General features: G+C 53.0%; 18 protein-coding genes. 4 read left to right on the top strand and 14 right to left on the bottom strand.

What is annotated here, in order from left to right; genetic code table 11:
• Positions 1 to 22 precede the first annotated feature (22 nt).
• Both tpiA and OGV89_RS03590 read right to left on the bottom strand, forming a co-directional pair.
• Entirely contained in the window at positions 23 to 790 is a 768-nt protein-coding gene (gene tpiA, locus OGV89_RS03585; protein ID WP_003028783.1) for a triose-phosphate isomerase, read from the bottom strand.
• Positions 791 to 901: 111 nt separating this feature from the next.
• Positions 902 to 1,498, bottom strand: coding sequence for a YiiQ family protein (locus OGV89_RS03590; protein WP_016151274.1), 597 nt, complete (start codon positions 1,496 to 1,498; stop codon positions 902 to 904).
• Positions 1,499 to 1,598: 100 nt separating this feature from the next.
• Between OGV89_RS03590 and OGV89_RS03595 the strand changes: the two genes are divergently transcribed.
• Positions 1,599 to 2,027 carry a DUF805 domain-containing protein gene (locus OGV89_RS03595; protein ID WP_003840502.1) on the top strand — a complete coding sequence of 143 codons (429 nt, stop codon included), beginning with the start codon at positions 1,599 to 1,601 and terminating at the stop codon, positions 2,025 to 2,027.
• 57 nt (positions 2,028 to 2,084) lie between these two features.
• On the opposite strand, the gene fpr is transcribed toward OGV89_RS03595, so the two are convergent.
• The 4 genes from fpr to OGV89_RS03615 form a co-directional block, all read right to left on the bottom strand.
• Positions 2,085 to 2,831, bottom strand: coding sequence for a ferredoxin--NADP(+) reductase (gene fpr / locus OGV89_RS03600; protein WP_003840504.1), 747 nt, complete (start codon positions 2,829 to 2,831; stop codon positions 2,085 to 2,087).
• 95 nt (positions 2,832 to 2,926) lie between these two features.
• Positions 2,927 to 3,937 (bottom strand): class II fructose-bisphosphatase, encoded by a 1,011-nt coding sequence (gene glpX, locus OGV89_RS03605; RefSeq protein ID WP_003840506.1) that lies wholly within the window; start codon positions 3,935 to 3,937, stop codon positions 2,927 to 2,929.
• Between the two features lie 135 nt (positions 3,938 to 4,072).
• Positions 4,073 to 5,581 (bottom strand): glycerol kinase GlpK, encoded by a 1,509-nt coding sequence (glpK, locus tag OGV89_RS03610; protein ID WP_003028792.1) that lies wholly within the window; start codon positions 5,579 to 5,581, stop codon positions 4,073 to 4,075.
• Positions 5,582 to 5,602: 21 nt separating this feature from the next.
• Positions 5,603 to 6,448: an MIP/aquaporin family protein gene (locus OGV89_RS03615; RefSeq protein ID WP_003028793.1), complete on the bottom strand. Its 846-nt coding sequence runs from the start codon at positions 6,446 to 6,448 to the stop codon at positions 5,603 to 5,605.
• Between the two features lie 428 nt (positions 6,449 to 6,876).
• On the opposite strand from OGV89_RS03615, the gene zapB reads away from it, so the two are divergent.
• Positions 6,877 to 7,122, top strand: a complete 246-nt coding sequence (zapB, locus tag OGV89_RS03620) for a septal ring assembly protein ZapB (RefSeq protein ID WP_088732415.1) — start codon at positions 6,877 to 6,879, stop codon at positions 7,120 to 7,122.
• Between the two features lie 206 nt (positions 7,123 to 7,328).
• Here the strand turns inward: zapB and OGV89_RS03625 are convergent, their stop codons facing one another.
• The 8 genes from OGV89_RS03625 to priA form a co-directional block, all read right to left on the bottom strand.
• On the bottom strand, positions 7,329 to 8,072 hold the full coding sequence (locus OGV89_RS03625) for an SDR family NAD(P)-dependent oxidoreductase (protein ID WP_003840511.1): 744 nt from the start codon (positions 8,070 to 8,072) through the stop codon (positions 7,329 to 7,331).
• A 160-nt stretch (positions 8,073 to 8,232) separates the two neighbouring features.
• Positions 8,233 to 8,718 (bottom strand): ribonuclease E activity regulator RraA, encoded by a 486-nt coding sequence (gene rraA / locus OGV89_RS03630; protein ID WP_003028798.1) that lies wholly within the window; start codon positions 8,716 to 8,718, stop codon positions 8,233 to 8,235.
• Positions 8,719 to 8,810: 92 nt separating this feature from the next.
• Positions 8,811 to 9,740 carry a 1,4-dihydroxy-2-naphthoate polyprenyltransferase gene (menA, locus tag OGV89_RS03635; protein WP_003028801.1) on the bottom strand — a complete coding sequence of 310 codons (930 nt, stop codon included), beginning with the start codon at positions 9,738 to 9,740 and terminating at the stop codon, positions 8,811 to 8,813.
• A 67-nt stretch (positions 9,741 to 9,807) separates the two neighbouring features.
• The gene (gene hslU / locus OGV89_RS03640) at positions 9,808 to 11,139 is read right to left on the bottom strand and encodes an ATP-dependent protease ATPase subunit HslU (protein WP_003028803.1); all 1,332 of its coding nucleotides are present in this window, start codon (positions 11,137 to 11,139) and stop codon (positions 9,808 to 9,810) included.
• A gap of 9 nt (positions 11,140 to 11,148) precedes the next feature.
• The gene (gene hslV / locus OGV89_RS03645; RefSeq protein WP_003028805.1) at positions 11,149 to 11,679 is read right to left on the bottom strand and encodes an ATP-dependent protease subunit HslV; all 531 of its coding nucleotides are present in this window, start codon (positions 11,677 to 11,679) and stop codon (positions 11,149 to 11,151) included.
• A gap of 91 nt (positions 11,680 to 11,770) precedes the next feature.
• Positions 11,771 to 12,751 (bottom strand): cell division protein FtsN, encoded by a 981-nt coding sequence (gene ftsN, locus OGV89_RS03650; protein WP_003840513.1) that lies wholly within the window; start codon positions 12,749 to 12,751, stop codon positions 11,771 to 11,773.
• A gap of 93 nt (positions 12,752 to 12,844) precedes the next feature.
• Entirely contained in the window at positions 12,845 to 13,870 is a 1,026-nt protein-coding gene (gene cytR, locus OGV89_RS03655) for a DNA-binding transcriptional regulator CytR (protein WP_003028807.1), read from the bottom strand.
• A gap of 156 nt (positions 13,871 to 14,026) precedes the next feature.
• On the bottom strand, positions 14,027 to 16,225 hold the full coding sequence (priA, locus tag OGV89_RS03660; protein ID WP_003847856.1) for a primosomal protein N': 2,199 nt from the start codon (positions 16,223 to 16,225) through the stop codon (positions 14,027 to 14,029).
• A gap of 204 nt (positions 16,226 to 16,429) precedes the next feature.
• Here priA and rpmE point away from each other — a divergent pair, with 204 nt between their 5' ends.
• Both rpmE and OGV89_RS03670 read left to right on the top strand, forming a co-directional pair.
• Positions 16,430 to 16,642: a 50S ribosomal protein L31 gene (gene rpmE, locus OGV89_RS03665; RefSeq protein WP_003028810.1), complete on the top strand. Its 213-nt coding sequence runs from the start codon at positions 16,430 to 16,432 to the stop codon at positions 16,640 to 16,642.
• A 337-nt stretch (positions 16,643 to 16,979) separates the two neighbouring features.
• Positions 16,980 to 17,660, top strand: coding sequence for an oligogalacturonate-specific porin KdgM family protein (locus OGV89_RS03670; protein WP_003028811.1), 681 nt, complete (start codon positions 16,980 to 16,982; stop codon positions 17,658 to 17,660).
• Positions 17,661 to 17,677: the final 17 nt, after the last annotated feature.

Genomic DNA, 17,677 nt, shown 5'->3' on the forward strand with positions numbered 1-17,677 from the left:
GGGCTCCTCCCGCCTTAACAACTTAAGCCTGTTTAGCGGCTTCTGCTGCTTTAACGATGACTGCGAAGGCGTCTGCTTTCAGAGAAGCACCACCAACCAGCGCACCATCGATGTCCGGCTGAGCGAACAGTTCTGCCGCGTTAGCTGCGTTTACAGAACCGCCGTACTGGATGATAACTTGCTCAGCGATTTTCGCGTCAGCTTTAGCAATGTGGTCACGAATAAATTTGTGAACAGCCTGAGCCTGAGCAGGAGTTGCAGATTTGCCGGTACCGATAGCCCATACTGGTTCGTAAGCGATAACGACGCCTTCGAATGCTGCTGCGCCCTGAGTTTTCAGAACCGCGTCGATCTGACGTGCACAAACTTCTTCAGTTTTGCCCGCTTCGTTTTCTGCTTCGGTTTCACCGATGCACAGAACTGGAGTCAGACCCTGCTCTTTCAGCACGGCGAATTTTTTAGCGATCAGCTCGTCAGATTCTTTGTGGTAAGTACGACGCTCAGAGTGACCGATAATGATGTACTGCGCGCCGATGTCTTTCAGCATTTCAGCACTTGTTTCACCAGTGAATGCGCCAGACAGGTTCAGGTCAACGTTCTGCGCGCCCAGAATGATGTGGCTACCGGCAGCGGCGTGTTTCGCCAGGTCGATATACATTTCCGGCGGAGCAATCGCTACTGCACAGCCAGCAACGCCAGCCAGTTCTTTACGCAGGTTAGCAACCAGTTCGTTTACCATGTGGCGGCTGCCGTTCAGTTTCCAGTTACCCATCACTAAAGGATGTCGCATTTCATTTCTCCACGCTTGTCAGCGAATTAAGGAATATGGCCGCCCGTGAGGGCAGCATGGTCTGTGAAACAGTATAGAGATTCATCCCCTGAAAGGCTTTGCTTTTTGTCATCAATTCGCCTTCTCAAGACTTTCTGATAGTGCCAGCTTAATCGGTTCAACAGCGAAGGTCAGTCCTTTTTCACCGTTGTCAGCAACAACATAGCGAATTGCGCCTTCTGTTTCAGCGTAATAGCGCTTACCTTTGCCTGCGGCGAGCAGTTTTTGCAGCTTTTTCTGGCTCTGTTCCTTCGTCAGTAGCGGTGCGACGGTGCGGATGACGGCGGTCATGTATTCCAGCGCTTTCACTTTGGCTGCCTTTTGTTCTGGCCCCTGAATGGGTAACCAAGTTATCTGCATGCTTTTGATTTTAAGGGTGCCGCGTTCAAGAGCGGAAGACGCATACAGGTTTTCATTGATTTTACTGGCTGCGCGGGTGAGATTTGCTCGATCGCGACTGCTGTCGATGGCGCGGAACTCATTCAGAATAAGCTTCGGATTCTGCGTATTAAAGTTTTCACGAAACTGGCTAATCGACAGGTCAAAGGTCGGCGCGCCCGCCAGTAAATAGGGGGCCGTGGTTGCCGTCGATGGCTCTTCCGCCAGTACCGCAGTGCTCGCGGTTAAGGCTGAAAACAATAATAAAAACAGTGTAAATCCTTGCTTCATCAATCGTACCTTTCATTCTCATTGCTCACGATTAAAACGGTAACCGTCGAGCTTGTCAAAAGGGTAAACTGTTCTGGAAGGTAATAATAAAGGAACTTACATGACCATACAGCAGTGGTTATTCTCATTTAAAGGGCGCATCGGGCGCCGTGATTTCTGGATTTGGATTGGCCTATGGATCGTCAGCATGCTGGTTCTGTTTTCGCTGGCGAGCAAACAATTACTCGATATTCAGACCGCGGCTTTTTGTCTGGTGTGTCTGCTATGGCCAACGGCGGCAGTGACGGTAAAACGTCTGCATGACCGGGGGCGCTCCGGAGCGTGGGCGCTGTTGATGATCCTGGCGTGGATGCTGCTGGCCGGAAATTGGGCGATATTACCCGGCGTCTGGCAATGGGCGGTAGGCCGCTTTGTTCCAACGTTGATTCTGGTTGGTATGCTTATCGATCTGGGGGCGTTCATTGGCACCCAGGACGCAAATAAATATGGTAAGGATACGCAGGACGTAAAGTACAGAGCTGACTCGTAGGCCGGATAAGCGCCATCCGGCAAAATGCCCGGGTGTTTACCGGGCATTAAAACGTTCTTACCAGTAGTGCTCTGCGGTCATATGGCCCGGTCGACGGCGCAGGTGTTTGGTCATTTGCCGGGTCTCTTTCAGCAACTGCTGCGTGTCGCGTACCATTTGCGGGTTTCCGCACAGCATCACATGGCTGGTTTCTTTATCCATTGGCAACCCGACTGCTTTTTCTAGCTCACCGCTTTCAATCAACGCCGGTACACGTCCGGTCAGCGAATCTGCGGCTGTTTCACGGCTGACAACCGTCTGGATGCGTAATTTACCTTCGTAGCGTTTTTCCAACGCCTGCATCAACGGTAGATAGCTCAAATCGGCGGCATAGCGCGCGGCGTGGACCAGCACCAGATTTTTAAAGCGATCCAGGTCCTTGCCTAACTGCAGAATCGACAAATATGGGCCGATAGCCGTGCCGGTCGCCAGCATCCATAGCGTTTCGCAATCGGGGACTTCATCCAGCACGAAGAAACCAGCAGCTTCACTCACCACCTGCACTTCATCGCCAGGCTTCAGTGCTGCCAGACGAGGGCTGAGTTTGCCGTCGGGAACCGTCACCAGATAAAACTCTAAATCGGGGTTATCAGGGGCATTTACGTAAGAATAGGCGCGCTGGACGCGTTCGCCGTCGATCTCAAGGCCAAGTTTAGTGAACTGACCTGCAGTGAAAGGAAGAACTGGAGCTCGCACGGTCAAACTAAACAGGGCATCGGTCCAGTTTTGCACCTTTGTGACTTTGCCTGTTACCCAATCCGCCATGGTTTTCTCCTGTCTGTTTTGATTGCCTTATCTTCGTTCGTTGGACGAAAGATTTCCAGCCCATATGGGCTGGAAGGCTCTATTGATCAAATCAATTACAGGATGTGCGCCTGCACATCGGGATCTTTACGATCGAGGTAGTGAATCGACTGAATGCGACGGATCGTGCGTGATTTGCCGCGGATCAGCAGCGTTTCGGTGGTGGCGATATTACCTTTGCGGCTAATCCCTTCCAGCAAATCGCCTTTGGTGATGCCGGTGGCGGAGAAAATGACGTTGTCGCTACGCGCCATTTCATCGAGGCGCAGCGCTTTACCCGCTTCAATGCCCATGGCGGCGCAACGAGCCAGTTCTTGTTCGCCAATGCGACGGTTTTCTTCGCTGTCGCCTTTGACGTCATGACGCGCCAGCAAACGGCCCTGCATGTCGCCGTCCAGCGCGCGGATCACAGCTGCGGAAACCACACCTTCAGGTGCGCCGCCAATGCCGTACAGCACGTCAACTTCACTGTCTGGCATGCAAGTCAGAATGGAGGCCGCAACGTCGCCGTCTGGAATAGCGAAGACGCGCACGCCCAGTTTTTGCATTTCGGCGATTGTTTCATCATGGCGTGGTTTGGCCAGAATGGTTACGGTCAGCTCACTCAGCGGTTTATTGAGTGCAGCGGCAACGTTATGCAGGTTGGCTTCCAGCGACAGGTTCAGGTCGATAGACCCTTTTGCGCCTGGGCCGACAATCAGCTTTTCCATGTACATATCTGGCGCATTCAGGAAGCAGCCTTTATCGCCCACAGCCAGTACGGCCAGCGCGTTTGCCTGACCCATTGCCGTCATGCGTGTGCCTTCAATAGGATCGACGGCGATGTCGACCGCATCGCCAAGACCGGTCCCGACTTTTTCACCGATAAACAGCATCGGCGCTTCATCAATCTCACCCTCGCCAATCACGATGGTGCCGTCGATGTTGACCTGGTTGAGCATAATACGCATGGCGTTCACCGCCGCGCCGTCAGCGGTATTTTTATCGCCGCGGCCCAGCCATTTATAGCCAGCCAGCGCGGCCGCTTCGGTCACGCGTGAAAATTCAATGGCAAGTTCTCGTCTCATTGCAAACTCGTAGCTGAAAGGAATGGCGCGAAGTGTAGCACAGGGGAGGGGGCGAGATTATTGATGTGTGTGCGGGGTTGCCCCCGCACGAAGATTTTGCCGGATAAGCCAAAGTAGCCATCCGGCAATGACGTATTACTCGTCGTGATCTTCCCATGCCATGGCGCGTTTGACCGCTTTTTTCCAGCCACTGTAACGGAAGTTACGCTCGGTGGTTTCGATGCCTGGACGGAATTCACGCTCGATGACCGCTTTCTCCTGCAACTCATCCAGATTCTGCCAGAAGCCTACTGCCAGGCCAGCCAGGTACGCTGCACCTAATGCGGTGACTTCGCGAACTTCCGGACGCTCTACGCGGGTGCCCAGAATGTCAGACTGAAACTGCATCAGGAAGTTGTTGGCGACCGCACCGCCGTCAACGCGCAGGGCGTGCAGACGAATACCGGAGTCAGCCTGCATCGCTTCCAGAACATCACGCGTCTGATAAGCGATAGACTCAAGCGTTGCGCGGATGATGTGGTTGGAGTTTACGCCACGGGTCAGGCCGAAGATGGCGCCACGTGCATACGGGTCCCAGTACGGTGCACCCAGGCCAGTAAATGCCGGAACGACGTACACGCCGTTGGTGTCTTTCACTTTGGTGGCGAAATACTCAGAGTCGAATGCATCGCTGATGAGTTTCATTTCATCGCGCAGCCACTGAATGGATGCGCCAGCCATAAATACCGCACCTTCCAGCGCGTAGTTCACTTCCCCGGTCGGTCCGCAGGCGATGGTGGTCAGCAGTCCGTTTTCGGACTTAACGGCTTTCTCACCGGTATTCATCAGCATGAAGCAGCCAGTACCGTAAGTGTTTTTCGCCATCCCTTCTTTTACGCACAGCTGGCCAAACAGAGCTGCCTGCTGGTCACCGGCGATACCGGAGATAGGAATACGAATGCCGCCTTTACCACCAATGTTGGTCTGACCGTACACTTCAGAAGAGCGACGCACTTCTGGCAGCATGGCGCGCGGAATATCCAGCGCATCCAGCATCGTGTCATCCCAGTCCAGGGAGTGGATGTTGAACAGCATGGTACGTGAAGCGTTGGTGTAATCCGTGACGTGTACGCGTCCCTGCGTCATTTTCCAGATAAGCCAGGTGTCCACGGTACCAAACAGCAGTTCGCCGCGACGAGCGCGTTCACGCGAGCCTTCAACGTGGTCGAGGATCCATTTCACCTTGGTGCCAGAGAAGTACGGGTCAATGACCAGGCCGGTGTTGTTACGAATGTATTCTTCCATGCCATCGCGCTTGAGCTTTTCGCAGATATCTGCGGTACGACGACACTGCCACACAATGGCGTTGTAGATTGGTTTACCGGTCTCACGCTCCCAGACGATGGTGGTTTCACGCTGGTTGGTAATACCGATCGCTGCAATTTCATCGGAACTGATATCGGCTTTCGCCAGAACTTCAACCAGCGTAGAGCTTTGGGTTGCCCAAATTTCCATTGGGTCGTGTTCTACCCAACCTGCTTTCGGGTAGATTTGCTCGAATTCGCGCTGTGAAACGGCAACGATATTCGCATCGTGGTCCATTACGACCGCGCGGGAGCTGGTGGTGCCCTGGTCGAGCGCAACGATATATTTTTTTTCAGTCATAATTTTTGTCCCGTAGTCACATTACAGCGAAGCTTTTTGTTGAGTGTTGGCCGCCGCGTCTTTTTCTTCAATCACGCAGACATCGCACGGTAAATGGCGACCAATCAGTTTGCGATATGCCCATGCGCCCAAAATCGCGCCGGTAATCGGGCCAAACACCGGAACCAGGAAGTAAGGGATATCGCGACCACCTGTGAAGGCAATCTCACCCCATCCGGCCATCCAGGCGAAGAGTTTCGGTCCGAAGTCACGTGCCGGGTTCATCGCAAAACCTGTCAGCGGACCCATGGAAGCACCAATGACGGCAATTAATAAGCCAATCAGCAGCGGTGCCAGCGGACCACGAGGTACACCGTTACCATCGTCGGTCAGAGCCAGAATCAGCCCCATTAGAATAGCGGTAATGACCATTTCAACCGCGAAGGCCTGCACAAAATTGATATGCGGATTCGGATAGGTGGAGAAAGTACCCGCCAGACCCAGGCTTTCGGTAGTGCCACGCACGATATGGTTGGTTTGTTCAAAATCGATGAAAAGATTGTAATAAAGCCCGTAAACCAATGCCGCTGCGCAAAAGGCGCCGGCAATTTGCGAAATAATAAAAGGGACAACTTTGCGTTTATCAAAACAGGCGAACAGCCAGAGTGCGATGGTTACCGCGGGATTCAGGTGTGCACCAGAAACGCCTGCGGTCAGATAGATAGCCATTGCTACCCCCAGACCCCAGATGATACTGATTTCCCACTGACCAAAAGTAGCACCAGCTACTTTGAGTGCAGCGACACAGCCCACACCGAAGAAAATCAACAACCCGGTACCGAGGAATTCAGCAATGCACTGGCCTTTTAAGGTTGAGGTTTGACTCATAATCGGATCCTGAAGAGAGTTTAATGTTTATTGTGTGCGAGAAGGTCACTGACATCCCCGGAGCCGGTAGGCACACTGTTAATTTATCGTTAACGCTCAAAAACGAGAAATATCGAAATTAAAATGTGTGTACTGCATCAACAAAATGAGCGTTTTCGCGCCATTGTGCGGTATTTGTTATACAAAAATAGTGTGAGCTGAATCATTTCACTGATCAATCTGTTAACACTTAAGAGTTATGACAGTCATGTCACCAGGAGAAAGACTAAAAGTGTTGCAAACCGCAATCTGCGCGGGATGCCGCTGGACAGCGATGACGCGGCTTCATACAATCGGTGTTAAGTAGAGTGCGCTCGTTTTTATTAAGGCGTCGCCGGTTATCGGGACGAGGATTTTTATCCATCAACGCCTTGCAATTCAGGAGAGGTATGACGATGTCATTAGAAGTGTTTGAGAAACTGGAAGCAAAAGTACAGCAGGCGATTGATACCATCACGTTGTTACAGATGGAAATCGAAGAGCTGAAAGAAAAGAACAACTCACTGTCGCAGGAAGTTCAGACTGCACAGCAGCAGCGTGAAGAGCTGGAGCGTGAGAACAACAACCTAAAAGAACAGCAGAATGGCTGGCAGGATCGTCTGCATGCCCTGCTGGGTCGTATGGAAGAAGTCTAATTACGCTTCATCTTTCGTGCCGTAGCTGCGTTGGCTGCGCTCAGTTACCCCAGTCACGTAGTTAAGTTACTACGCTCCTGGGGATACCTTCGTTTGCCGCCTTGCTACAACACGAAACCTCTTGCGTAATCGTTCCTGTGTAGGCCGGATAAGGCGTAAGCCGTCATCCGGCAATACAATCGTTTTACCGCAACACAACGTTAATTTCAGGCATTCAAACCCCCATCTACGTCCAGACCGGTGCCGGAAATCTGCCCAGCCGCTGGGCTTGCCAGAAACGTCACTGCCGCTGCAACATCCTCCGGTGTTCCGTAATGCCCTGTCGCAATAAGCTGTCGTTGGGATTCTGCCTGCTCGCCATCTGCCGGGTTCATATCACTGTCCGTTGGGCCGGGATGGACAAGATTAACGGTAATGCCTCGTGGGCCGAGATCACGAGCCAGGCCACGGGTTAGCGAGTTGAGCGCTGATTTAGTCATCGCGTAGACGGCAATCCCCGGCTGGGCGACGCGGTTGGCAAGACAACTGCCAATATTGATGATTCGCCCACCTTCAGGGAGATGCGGTAGCGCGGCCTGTATGGCAACTACCACGCCACGGATGTTCACGTTAATCAATGCGTCGATGTCTTCCAGTGACAGCGACTCCAGCGGGCCGCCGCGTGCGATCCCTGCGTTGTTGACCAGGATATCCAGTCCTCCGAGTGACTGTACCGTGCGGTTTACAGCATTCTGAATCGCCTGAGCGTCTGCACTGTTTGCCTGAATCGCCTCACCATGGCGGCCAAGTGCTGTAATTTCATCGGCAACGGCCTGGGCTTTCTCCGCAGATTTTTCATAGGTTATAACAACATCAGCACCGGCTTTCGCCAGCGACAGTGCAATGGCGCGCCCTAATCCACGACTGGCTCCGGTGACCAGCGCTTTTTTACCTGTCAGATCGATATGCATGATGACCTCGTGATGAGAGTGATGAGATTCATCATTAGGTATAGAGAGAGTTTTTTCTTCGTCAATGCGCTGGATGGGGGAATCGGAAGGGTGGTGTGGCAAAAAAAAAGCCAGTCAGTTGTTTAACCGACTGGCATCACACCGAATTGCGGTGTTTTCTTTACTCGATATCAAGCGGGTCTTCGGAGAGGATTATCCCGGTGTTGTCGGCGTACAGGTGGTCGCCAGAGAAGAACGTTACACCGCCAAAGTTGACGCGTACATCGCTTTCTCCAATACCTTCCCCTGCGGCACCGACCGGAATGGCGGCAATCGCCTGAATACCGATATCCAGTTCTTCCAGATCGTCTACCTGACGGACTGAGCCGTAGATGACCAGACCTTCCCATTCATTCTGTACGGCCAGTCGAGCCAGTTCGGCATCGACCAGCGCACGACGGACAGAACCACCGCCATCGACCAGCAGAATGCGACCACGGCCGTTTTGTTCGAGCAGATCGTACAGCAACCCGTTGTCCTCGAAACATTTTACCGTGATGATTTGTCCGCCAAACGACGACCGTCCTCCAAAGTTAGAGAACAGTGGTTCCACGACGTTGACATCTTCCTGATAGATGTCACAAAGCTCGGATGTATCGTATTTCATAGGCTCAACGTTCAGTTGCTGCGAGAATTTTTAGTATATCGCGCTATGTGTACTGTTGGCAAAATCATCAATTGTTAATTGATATTTGTCAGTTAAAGAGACCACTGACTTAAGAAAATTCCAACGACAAACAGCAGGTTAGTTAACAATGCCGCTTTTACGGTGCGTTCCAGCATTGGGCGCATTGCCGCAGGATCCATCTCACGCATCACGTATCGCGCCTGTTTAATCAGCAGCGGAGCGGCGAGGATAAACAGCCATCCCCACAGGCTTTGCAGTGAGAACAGGTTAAACAGGGCCAGGCAGACCAGTGTGCCCATCAGCAGACAGGCGTGGTAGCGGCGGGCATTGACAGCGCCTAAACGCACGACCAGTGTGTTCTTGCCGTTCTCTCTGTCGCTGTTGATATCGCGCAGATTGTTGACGTTGAGCACGGCAGTTGCCAGCAGGCCGCAGGCGGTAGCAGGCAGAATGAGCGCCGGAATCAACGTATGCGCCTGCAGATACCAGCTTCCCATAACGCTCAGCCAGCCGAAGAACACCAGCACGGAAATATCGCCCAGACCGATATATCCGTAAGGGCGATTGCCTACGGTATAGGTGATTGCGGCGATGATCGACAGGCCGCCGAGCACCAGGAAGCCGACAAAATCTGCCAGCGTGTGGCAGGCCACAGCAACCAGGGCCAGACCGGACAGGCAGATCAAGACCACGGTGACGATCAGCGCCCGCTTCATCTGCTGTTGGGTGATGACCCCTTTTTGCATACCGCGCAGCGGTCCTATGCGGTCGGGCTTGTCGCTGCCTTTGACGGCATCGCCATAGTCGTTAGCGAGATTGGACAGAATTTGCAGTAATCCCGCCGTAATCAATGCCAGCAGAGCAACCAGCGGATTGAAGTATCCTTGCCACCATGCTAATGCCGTACCGACGATGATCGCCGCGAAGGCGAGCGGTAAGGTCTTAGGTCGTAAACTTTCCAGCCAGGCTTGTGAGCGGCTAATTTGTTGTTGTTCAGTCATATTTAGCGCCAATAAAAATGGGGCTTTATCAGCCCCATCAACAGTGATGAAAATGCATTGAACGCGATTATAGGATAAAACGGCTCAGATCTTCATCTGCGACCAGCGCATCCAGATGTTTGCTCACATATTCGGCATCAATTGTGATGCTTTGGCCGTTCAAATCGCTCGCATCATAGGAAATATCTTCCATCAGACGTTCCAGAACGGTATGCAGACGACGTGCACCGATGTTTTCGGTGGTTTCGTTAACCTGCCAGGCCGCTTCGGCAATGCGTTTAATACCGGATTCAGTGAAGTTGATGTCCACACCTTCAGTCGCCATCAGCGCTTTGTACTGCACGGTGATGGAGGCATTCGGTTCAGTAAGGATACGCTCAAAATCGCTGGTGGTCAGCGCCTGCAGCTCGACACGAATCGGCAGACGACCCTGCAGTTCTGGGATCAGGTCAGACGGTTTCGCCACCTGGAATGCGCCAGAGGCGATAAACAGAATATGATCTGTTTTCACCATACCGTGCTTGGTGGACACCGTGCAGCCTTCAACCAGCGGCAGCAGGTCGCGCTGTACGCCTTCGCGGGACACGTCCGGGCCGGAGGATTCACCGCGTTTACAGATTTTGTCGATTTCGTCGATAAACACGATCCCGTGCTGCTCAACGGCGTCGATAGCTTCTTGTTTCAGCTCTTCCGGGTTCACCAGTTTGGCCGCTTCTTCTTCAATCAGCAGTTTCATCGCGTCTTTGATTTTCAGCTTACGCGGTTTTTGCTTCTGACCGCCCAGGTTCTGGAACATGGACTGCAGCTGGCTGGTCATCTCTTCCATTCCCGGAGGTGCCATAATTTCAACGCCCATCGGTGCGGCCGCGAGATCGATTTCGATCTCTTTATCATCCAGCTGGCCTTCACGCAGTTTTTTACGGAACGCCTGACGCGCTGCAGAAGGTTCCTGCGGCTGTTCAGACTGTCCCCAGTTATTTTTAGCCGGTGGGATCAGCACGTCGAGAATGCGCTCTTCCGCCATCTCTTCAGCGCGGAAGCGGTTTTTCTCGATTGCCTGAACGCGAACCATCTTAATGGCAGCATCGGTCAGATCGCGGATGATTGAGTCAACTTCTTTACCAACATAGCCAACTTCGGTGAATTTGGTTGCTTCAACTTTGATGAACGGCGCGTTGGCCAGTTTTGCCAGGCGACGGGCGATTTCGGTTTTACCGACGCCGGTCGGGCCAATCATCAGAATGTTTTTCGGCGTGACTTCATGGCGCAACTCTTCGTTGAGCTGCATACGACGCCAGCGGTTACGCAGGGCAATCGCCACGGAACGCTTAGCGTTATCCTGGCCGATGATGTGTTTGTTCAGTTCGCTGACAATTTCGCGTGGAGTCATTTCAGACATGGGGGATCCTTACGCTTTGGAGTTCAATTCTTCGATGGTATGGAAGTGGTTGGTATAAATGCAGATATCCCCTGCAATATCCAACGCTTTCTCAGCAATCTCGCGTGCGCCAAGCTCGGTGTTTTCCAGCAGAGCGCGTGCAGCAGCCTGGGCGTAGGGACCGCCGGAGCCGATGGCAATCAGATCGTTTTCTGGCTGGATGACGTCGCCGTTACCGGTGATGATGAGCGATGCCGTTTCATCTGCGACGGCCAGCAGCGCTTCGAGTTTGCGCAGCATACGGTCTGTACGCCAGTCTTTTGCCAGTTCAACGGCAGCCTTCACCAGGTGGCCCTGGTGCATTTCCAGCTTGCGTTCAAACAGTTCAAACAGCGTGAATGCATCCGCAGTACCGCCCGCAAAGCCCGCGATGACTTTGTCGTTGTACAGACGGCGGACTTTCTTCACGTTGCCTTTCATTACGGTGTTACCCAGTGTGGCCTGACCATCACCGGCGATTACCACATGGCCGTTACGGCGTACGCTTACTATTGTTGTCACGAGCAGACCCCTTGGTTACAAATGCAATGTACAGGCCCCGCACAGTGTGCGGGGCGTAATGCAAGTATAGATGGGGGGGATTTTGGGGGTTTCAACCCCCAGTGGCGAGTCGAATGCAGTTTGTGTGACCAGCCACCTTCAGGCGGCTGATGGTGTTGTCGGCATTCTCTTTGCCTTTGACCGGACCAATGACCACGCGATTCCAGCCGTTATTGGTGGTAATACGCGAGTTGAACCCTTCAAAGGCCAGCTGCGCGCGCACGGTTTCTGCCTGCTCAGCGCCTTTAAATGACCCGCACTGAACCATCCAGCGGCGTTCATCTTTTTTCTCCGCCGTCTGTTTTGGCGGCTGCGTTTCATTCGTTATTGGCGCGGCCGGTTGCGTTTTCGGCTGAGCGGCGGTGGTATGCGCAGGCGTTTGCAGCAAATCCTGATACGGCTGTTGCGCCGCCGGTTTTGGCTGTGCTTTCGGCTGCTGTACCGGCGCGGTTTGCGCCGTACGCGTTTGCGGCTGCTGGTAAGGCTGTTCCGCTACCCGTGGTTGCGTGCGCGGCTGTTGAGCCTGCTGCTGCGTGTTGGCCCATTGCTGTTGCTGTACCTGACGCTGGCGCTGCAACGTTTGCTGACGCTGTTCAGGCGTTTGTTCGTTCCACGGCACTTCGTTGAGCTGCGTTGGCTGTTGACGCATATCAGCCTGCATTTGCGCCAATAGCTGGCGCTGCTCATTGGTTAGCTGATCGGCGTTCAGCACCTCGCCGCCGGCAGACGGTTCGGTAGGCGCACGTACGCCAGGCTGACGGCTTTCCAGCTCTTTAATGTATCGCCAGCGCTCTTCCGGTTTTGGCGGGATGCCATTACCGGTGACTTTCTGGTTTTGCAGCGTTTCGGACTCTTCTTTCTTGTGATGCGTAATGAAGTACAGACCACCGATAAAGGTCACGAGTACGGCTGCAGCAATAGCAACCATTGCGGGCGATACCGCAGGCGTATTGCGTTGTTTTTTCCGTGATGTGCTCTTCTTGCGCCGCGAAGGTGCCGGTTGGCCGCGACGTACATAATCTCGTTGTGCCACTATCGTTTCGCTGTATTTATTCGTTCGTCAGCCCGCCATGTTACTTAAGCGGCGGGCCTTTGACCAGACAGGGGAGTCCGAAAGCACTTTACTTTACGTCAGTGCCCGGGTAGTGCCCCGAATAATAAGCTCGCAGTCCAGTAATCGTGAGCCACTGCTGACGTTCTGTCCTTGTAATTGATCGAGCAGTAACAGCATAGCTTCACGTCCGATATCGAAACGCGGCTGTGCGACGGTTGTCAGGGGTGGATCACAAAATTCCGCGAGCGAAATGTTATCGAAGCCGATAATCGATAAATCGTCGGGCACCTTCAGACCCTGACGTTTGGCGTAAGAGAGGGCGCCAAGCGCCATGACATCGCTGTGACAAAAGACCGCGGTAGGCGGCTGTGGTAGCGCCAGGAGCTGTTTAAGCGCATTGGCTCCCGCTTCATAGGTAAAGTCACCGCGCGCGATGAAATGCGGATCGACAGTAATTCCGCTGCGACGTAGTGCCTGAACGTAACCTTGCAGACGATAATGGCACAGCGGCATATCTTCGGGCCCGGCGATACAGCCAATGCGTTTGTGCCCCAGTTCCAGCAGATAGTTCATCGCGTTGAAGGCGGCGGTGAGGTTATCAATGTGCACGGTGGGCAGTTCCAGCTCTGGCGCGAACTCGTTGGACATAACCATCGGTGGCAAGTTGCGTTGCTCTTCCACGCTGGCATCAAACGGCAGGCGCGAGCTGAGCAGCACCATGCCATCGATCTGCTTGGTAATTATGAGGTTGAGGAAGGTCTTTTCCTGCTGGTTCTGGTGCGCGCAATCGCCGATAAGCACCAGATATCCCTGTTCTGCGGCGGTGACTTCGATGCCACGAATCACTTCGCTAAAAAATGGATCGCAGATATCCGGCACAATCACCAGAATGGTACGCGATTCATTACGCTTAACGTTACGTCCCATTGATTGGGGTAAATATCCCACTTCAAGCGCTGCCTGCTCAACCTTGTTACGGGTTGACTGCGAGACTTTGTCTGGGTTCATTAATGCGCGGGATACGGTTGCCGTTGAGACTTTCGCCTTCAGAGCAACATCTTTCATCGTAGCGGCGGCAACCTGCTTATTCGGTTTCACTCTTTCTCCTCGCCAGAGAGCTGCTGGCACAGACTCGTCCTTGAATAGCCTTCATCTGAAACATTTTTATCAGATAGTGAATGGAAGCGGTTACAGAATTTTCATAAAAAGTGTGATGGATATTTAATTTTACGATCCGCCTCGCATCGTGAGGGATTATCCCTCGATGGGATCGACATCCAGCACCCATTTAACCTTACGTGCATCGGGTAACGTATTAATCAGCGCCAGCGTTCCGCTGACGATATGCTGCAGGCGAATTCGCGACGGGTGCTGCAACAAAATTTGCCAGCGATAGCGACCGCCACGTTTGGGCGCCAGGGCGGGAACTGGGCCTAACACCCACAGTTTTTCATCGGCCAGTGGACTAGCCTGAATCAGATTTCGTAACTGCTGTAAGAACATCGGCGCATGCTGGTTGTTGTGATCTTCTGCCCGCACGATCACATGGCTGGTCCATGGGGGAAGCTGGAGCGTTTGTCGCTCTGCCAGCGCCTGCTCGGCAAAGGCGTCATACCCTTTATACAGCAAGGTTTGCAGCAGCGGATGTTCAGGGTGGTGCGTTTGCAGTACCACTTCGCCCTGCTTCCCGGCGCGGCCGGCACGCCCGGAAACCTGCGTGTAGAGCTGGGCGAAGCGTTCTGCCGACCGGAAATCTGCGGAGAACAGCGCGCCGTCAACGTCCAGCAGCGCCACCAGGGTGACGTCCGGGAAATGGTGGCCTTTCGCCAGCATTTGCGTGCCGATCAGGATTCGCGCGCCGCCGCGATGCACTTCTGCCAGATGCTGCTCCAGCGAGCCTTTGCGGCTGGTAGTGTCGCGATCGATGCGTGAGATTGGCACGCCGGGGAAAAAAGGTGCCAGAGCCTGCTCAAGCTGTTCGGTGCCGAGTCCTACCGGAACCATGTGCGTTGAGCCGCAGGAAGGGCATTGACGCGGTATCGGACGCTGACTGTCGCAGTGATGGCAGCGCAGATGGTGTTGCGCCTGATGCAGCGTGTAGTAGTGATCGCAGCGCGGGCATTCAGCAATCCAGCCACAGTCGTGGCACAGCAGGGCAGGCGCAAAACCCCGGCGGTTTAAAAACAGGATCACCTGGTTATCCGCTTGCAGATGCTGACGCATACGGGCGATAAGCGCAGGGGCGAGCCCGGCCTGTACCTGCTGACCCTTGAGATCCAGCACGTGCTGAATGGCTGGGCGCGCATTCCCGGCACGGCGCGTCAGGCGCAACATGCGGTATTTTTTCTGCCGCACGTTGCACAGCGTTTCCAGCGCAGGGGTGGCTGAGCCGAGAATGATGGGAATTTGTTCGCTATGGGCGCGATAAACCGCGAGGTCGCGCGCATGATAACGCCAGCCTTCCTGCTGTTTATAAGAGCTGTCGTGCTCTTCGTCGATGACAATCAAGCCCAGATTTTTAAACGGCGTAAACAGCGACGAGCGCGTGCCGATAACAATTGCCGCTTCGCCATTTTTCGCCTTCAGCCATGCCGAAAGACGTTCACTGTCATTTAAACCCGAGTGCAGAACTTCGACCGGCGCATTGAAGCGTTCGCGAAAACGGGCAATAGTTTGCGGCGTCAGGCCAATCTCCGGCACCATTACCAGCGCCTGTTTGCCCTGGGCGAGCACATTTTCCAGTACGCTTAAATAGACCTCTGTTTTGCCCGATCCTGTCACGCCCGCTAATAGCCAGGCGCTAAAACTGTCAGATGCGCTGTGGATCGCCCCGACGGCGGTGGCCTGTTCGGTATTCAGCCGCAGACGCTCACCGGAAACCGCGTAGTGCGTACGCCAGTCGCTAAAGCCTGGCGTTTCGCTCGCAAGCTCGCACAGCCCTTTTTTCCGCAGTGCCTGTAATGAGGCGTCATTAAATTCCAGTTCAGCCACCTGGTCGCGCCAGATTTTTCCCTGGCGTAGCGCAGCCAGCGCCTGTTGCTGCTTGGGAGAACGCTTCAGGCTGTTGAGGTCAATAACCTGGCCTTCTTCAGTGGCAAACCAGTACCACATGGGCGCGTTTGTCGCCGGACGTCCCTGGCGCAGTAAAATTGGCAGAGCGTGAAACAGTACGTCACCGATAGGATGATGATAATAATCCGCCGCCCACAACAGCAGACGCCAGACAGAGGTTGAGTAGACCGGTTCGCTGTCCAGCACTTCGAGAACGGCTTTCAATTCGCTCCGCGGTAGTTCACTGTGCTCGCTGACGGACAGGACGATACCCACGCGCTCCTGCTGCTTGCCAAAAGGCACGCGTACACGACACCCGGCTTTGGCGCTCAAGCCTTCCGGCAGGAGGTAGTCAAAGGTGCGAGGTAGCGGAACAGGTAAGGCAACGTGCGCAACGGGCATTGAATCATCCTGACTTGAAATCTGGCGGGTTAGTATACACATTAGTGGAGGGTAGAATGCGGATCAGTTTGCATGAGCAGGTTAATTTCTGTATGATTCGCCGCCTTTGATACAAATTTGTATCACTGACCTATACTATTAACATCGCGTGGTGTCTGGCGTTAGGGCTGGAAGAGCGACGCGGCCTTAAACCGAGGTTTTCCCATGAAAAAAGATATTCACCCGAAATACGAAGAAATTACTGCAAACTGCTCTTGCGGTAACGTCATTAAAATCCGCTCTACTGTCGGTCACGATCTGAACCTCGACGTGTGCAGCAAGTGCCACCCGTTCTATACTGGCAAGCAGCGTGATGTTGCTACCGGTGGCCGTGTTGATCGCTTCAACAAGCGTTTCAGCATCCCAGGCAGCAAGTAAGTTCAGCTGTCAGAAAAAAGCGCCTTATGGCGCTTTTTTTGTATCTGCGCTTGAAGACTAAAATTTATATTGATGTGTTGAATAGTGTTTTTTGTTTAATAAATGAAACATCGTTTTTGTTTTTTAGGTAAAATGTTTCTACTGGTGATCTGCGTCATTTTTATCTTCTGATTTCTGCCACTCATGCCAATTGTTGGCAAAATACCAAAGGTTTCTGCTTTCTTTCTAAAATACACTTTCGTGGAAATATAAAATTATTCTGAATCCTTCATCGTTTCCCATTAATGGACGGGACGAGATGGGTAATTTCCGTTGTTGAGTGTGAAGAGGGATTGTCATGAAATTTAAATCTGCGTTATTACTGATTCCATTATTCTCTGCGGCCGCACAAGCGGGTTATGTTGATTACCGGCATGAATATTATGACGATGGGCGTAATTACGATCGTGTTTATATGTCTCACCGTTTTGCGACTGGTTTTGGTGTCGCAGTCGAAGCCATTTCACGTTCCGAAGATACGCAATCTAATGATGCGTGGAATAATATGGAAAGTAATGGCAACGAGTATACTGCAAGCTACCAGTTTACCTGGCGGGATCTTATCTGGCAGCCAGGTATTGCGATCGAAACGGGCGATAACATCACGATTTATAAACCTTATATCCGCGTGCAGTACAACATTAACGACAGCTGGTGGACCGCGTTCCGCTATCGTCAGGAGTACATGCGCAGAAACACTGACGGCAAAGATGACCGCATGGTCTATCGTCCGGAAGCTTGGCTTGGTTATAACGTCAATGACTGGATGTTTGAGTTAAATGGTATTTATAAAATTGCCGATAGCGAAGATTTATATAACAACCGGAAAGATGATTATGAATATAACTTCCGCGTGGCGTATAAACTAGGCTCCTGGGTTCCATTTGTTGAGGTTGGTAACGTTTCCTCGGGTTATAACACAACAACGACAGACGATCGTCAGACCCGTTATCGTGTCGGTCTTGGTTATAACTTCTAACCGGTAATAGCTTTCAT

Source organism: Citrobacter sp. Cf125 (assembly GCF_030333935.1).
Taxonomy (GTDB): Bacteria; Pseudomonadota; Gammaproteobacteria; order Enterobacterales; family Enterobacteriaceae; genus Citrobacter; species Citrobacter freundii.

Excerpts from the sequence above, each read along its gene's own strand:
- glpX (WP_003840506.1), bottom strand. The coding sequence starts at position 3,937 with ATGAGACGAGAACTTGCCATTGAATTTTCACGCGTGACCGAAGCGGCC.
- zapB (WP_088732415.1), top strand. The coding sequence starts at position 6,877 with ATGACGATGTCATTAGAAGTGTTTGAGAAACTGGAAGCAAAAGTACAG.
- OGV89_RS03670 (WP_003028811.1), top strand. The coding sequence starts at position 16,980 with ATGAAATTTAAATCTGCGTTATTACTGATTCCATTATTCTCTGCGGCC.
- rpmE (WP_003028810.1), top strand. The coding sequence starts at position 16,430 with ATGAAAAAAGATATTCACCCGAAATACGAAGAAATTACTGCAAACTGC.
- OGV89_RS03625 (WP_003840511.1), bottom strand. The coding sequence starts at position 8,072 with ATGCATATCGATCTGACAGGTAAAAAAGCGCTGGTCACCGGAGCCAGT.
- hslU (WP_003028803.1), bottom strand. The coding sequence starts at position 11,139 with ATGTCTGAAATGACTCCACGCGAAATTGTCAGCGAACTGAACAAACAC.
- rraA (WP_003028798.1), bottom strand. The coding sequence starts at position 8,718 with ATGAAATACGATACATCCGAGCTTTGTGACATCTATCAGGAAGATGTC.
- menA (WP_003028801.1), bottom strand. The coding sequence starts at position 9,740 with ATGACTGAACAACAACAAATTAGCCGCTCACAAGCCTGGCTGGAAAGT.
- priA (WP_003847856.1), bottom strand. The coding sequence starts at position 16,225 with ATGCCCGTTGCGCACGTTGCCTTACCTGTTCCGCTACCTCGCACCTTT.
- fpr (WP_003840504.1), bottom strand. The coding sequence starts at position 2,831 with ATGGCGGATTGGGTAACAGGCAAAGTCACAAAGGTGCAAAACTGGACC.
- OGV89_RS03615 (WP_003028793.1), bottom strand. The coding sequence starts at position 6,448 with ATGAGTCAAACCTCAACCTTAAAAGGCCAGTGCATTGCTGAATTCCTC.
- OGV89_RS03590 (WP_016151274.1), bottom strand. The coding sequence starts at position 1,498 with ATGAAGCAAGGATTTACACTGTTTTTATTATTGTTTTCAGCCTTAACC.
- glpK (WP_003028792.1), bottom strand. The coding sequence starts at position 5,581 with ATGACTGAAAAAAAATATATCGTTGCGCTCGACCAGGGCACCACCAGC.
- OGV89_RS03595 (WP_003840502.1), top strand. The coding sequence starts at position 1,599 with ATGACCATACAGCAGTGGTTATTCTCATTTAAAGGGCGCATCGGGCGC.
- tpiA (WP_003028783.1), bottom strand. The coding sequence starts at position 790 with ATGCGACATCCTTTAGTGATGGGTAACTGGAAACTGAACGGCAGCCGC.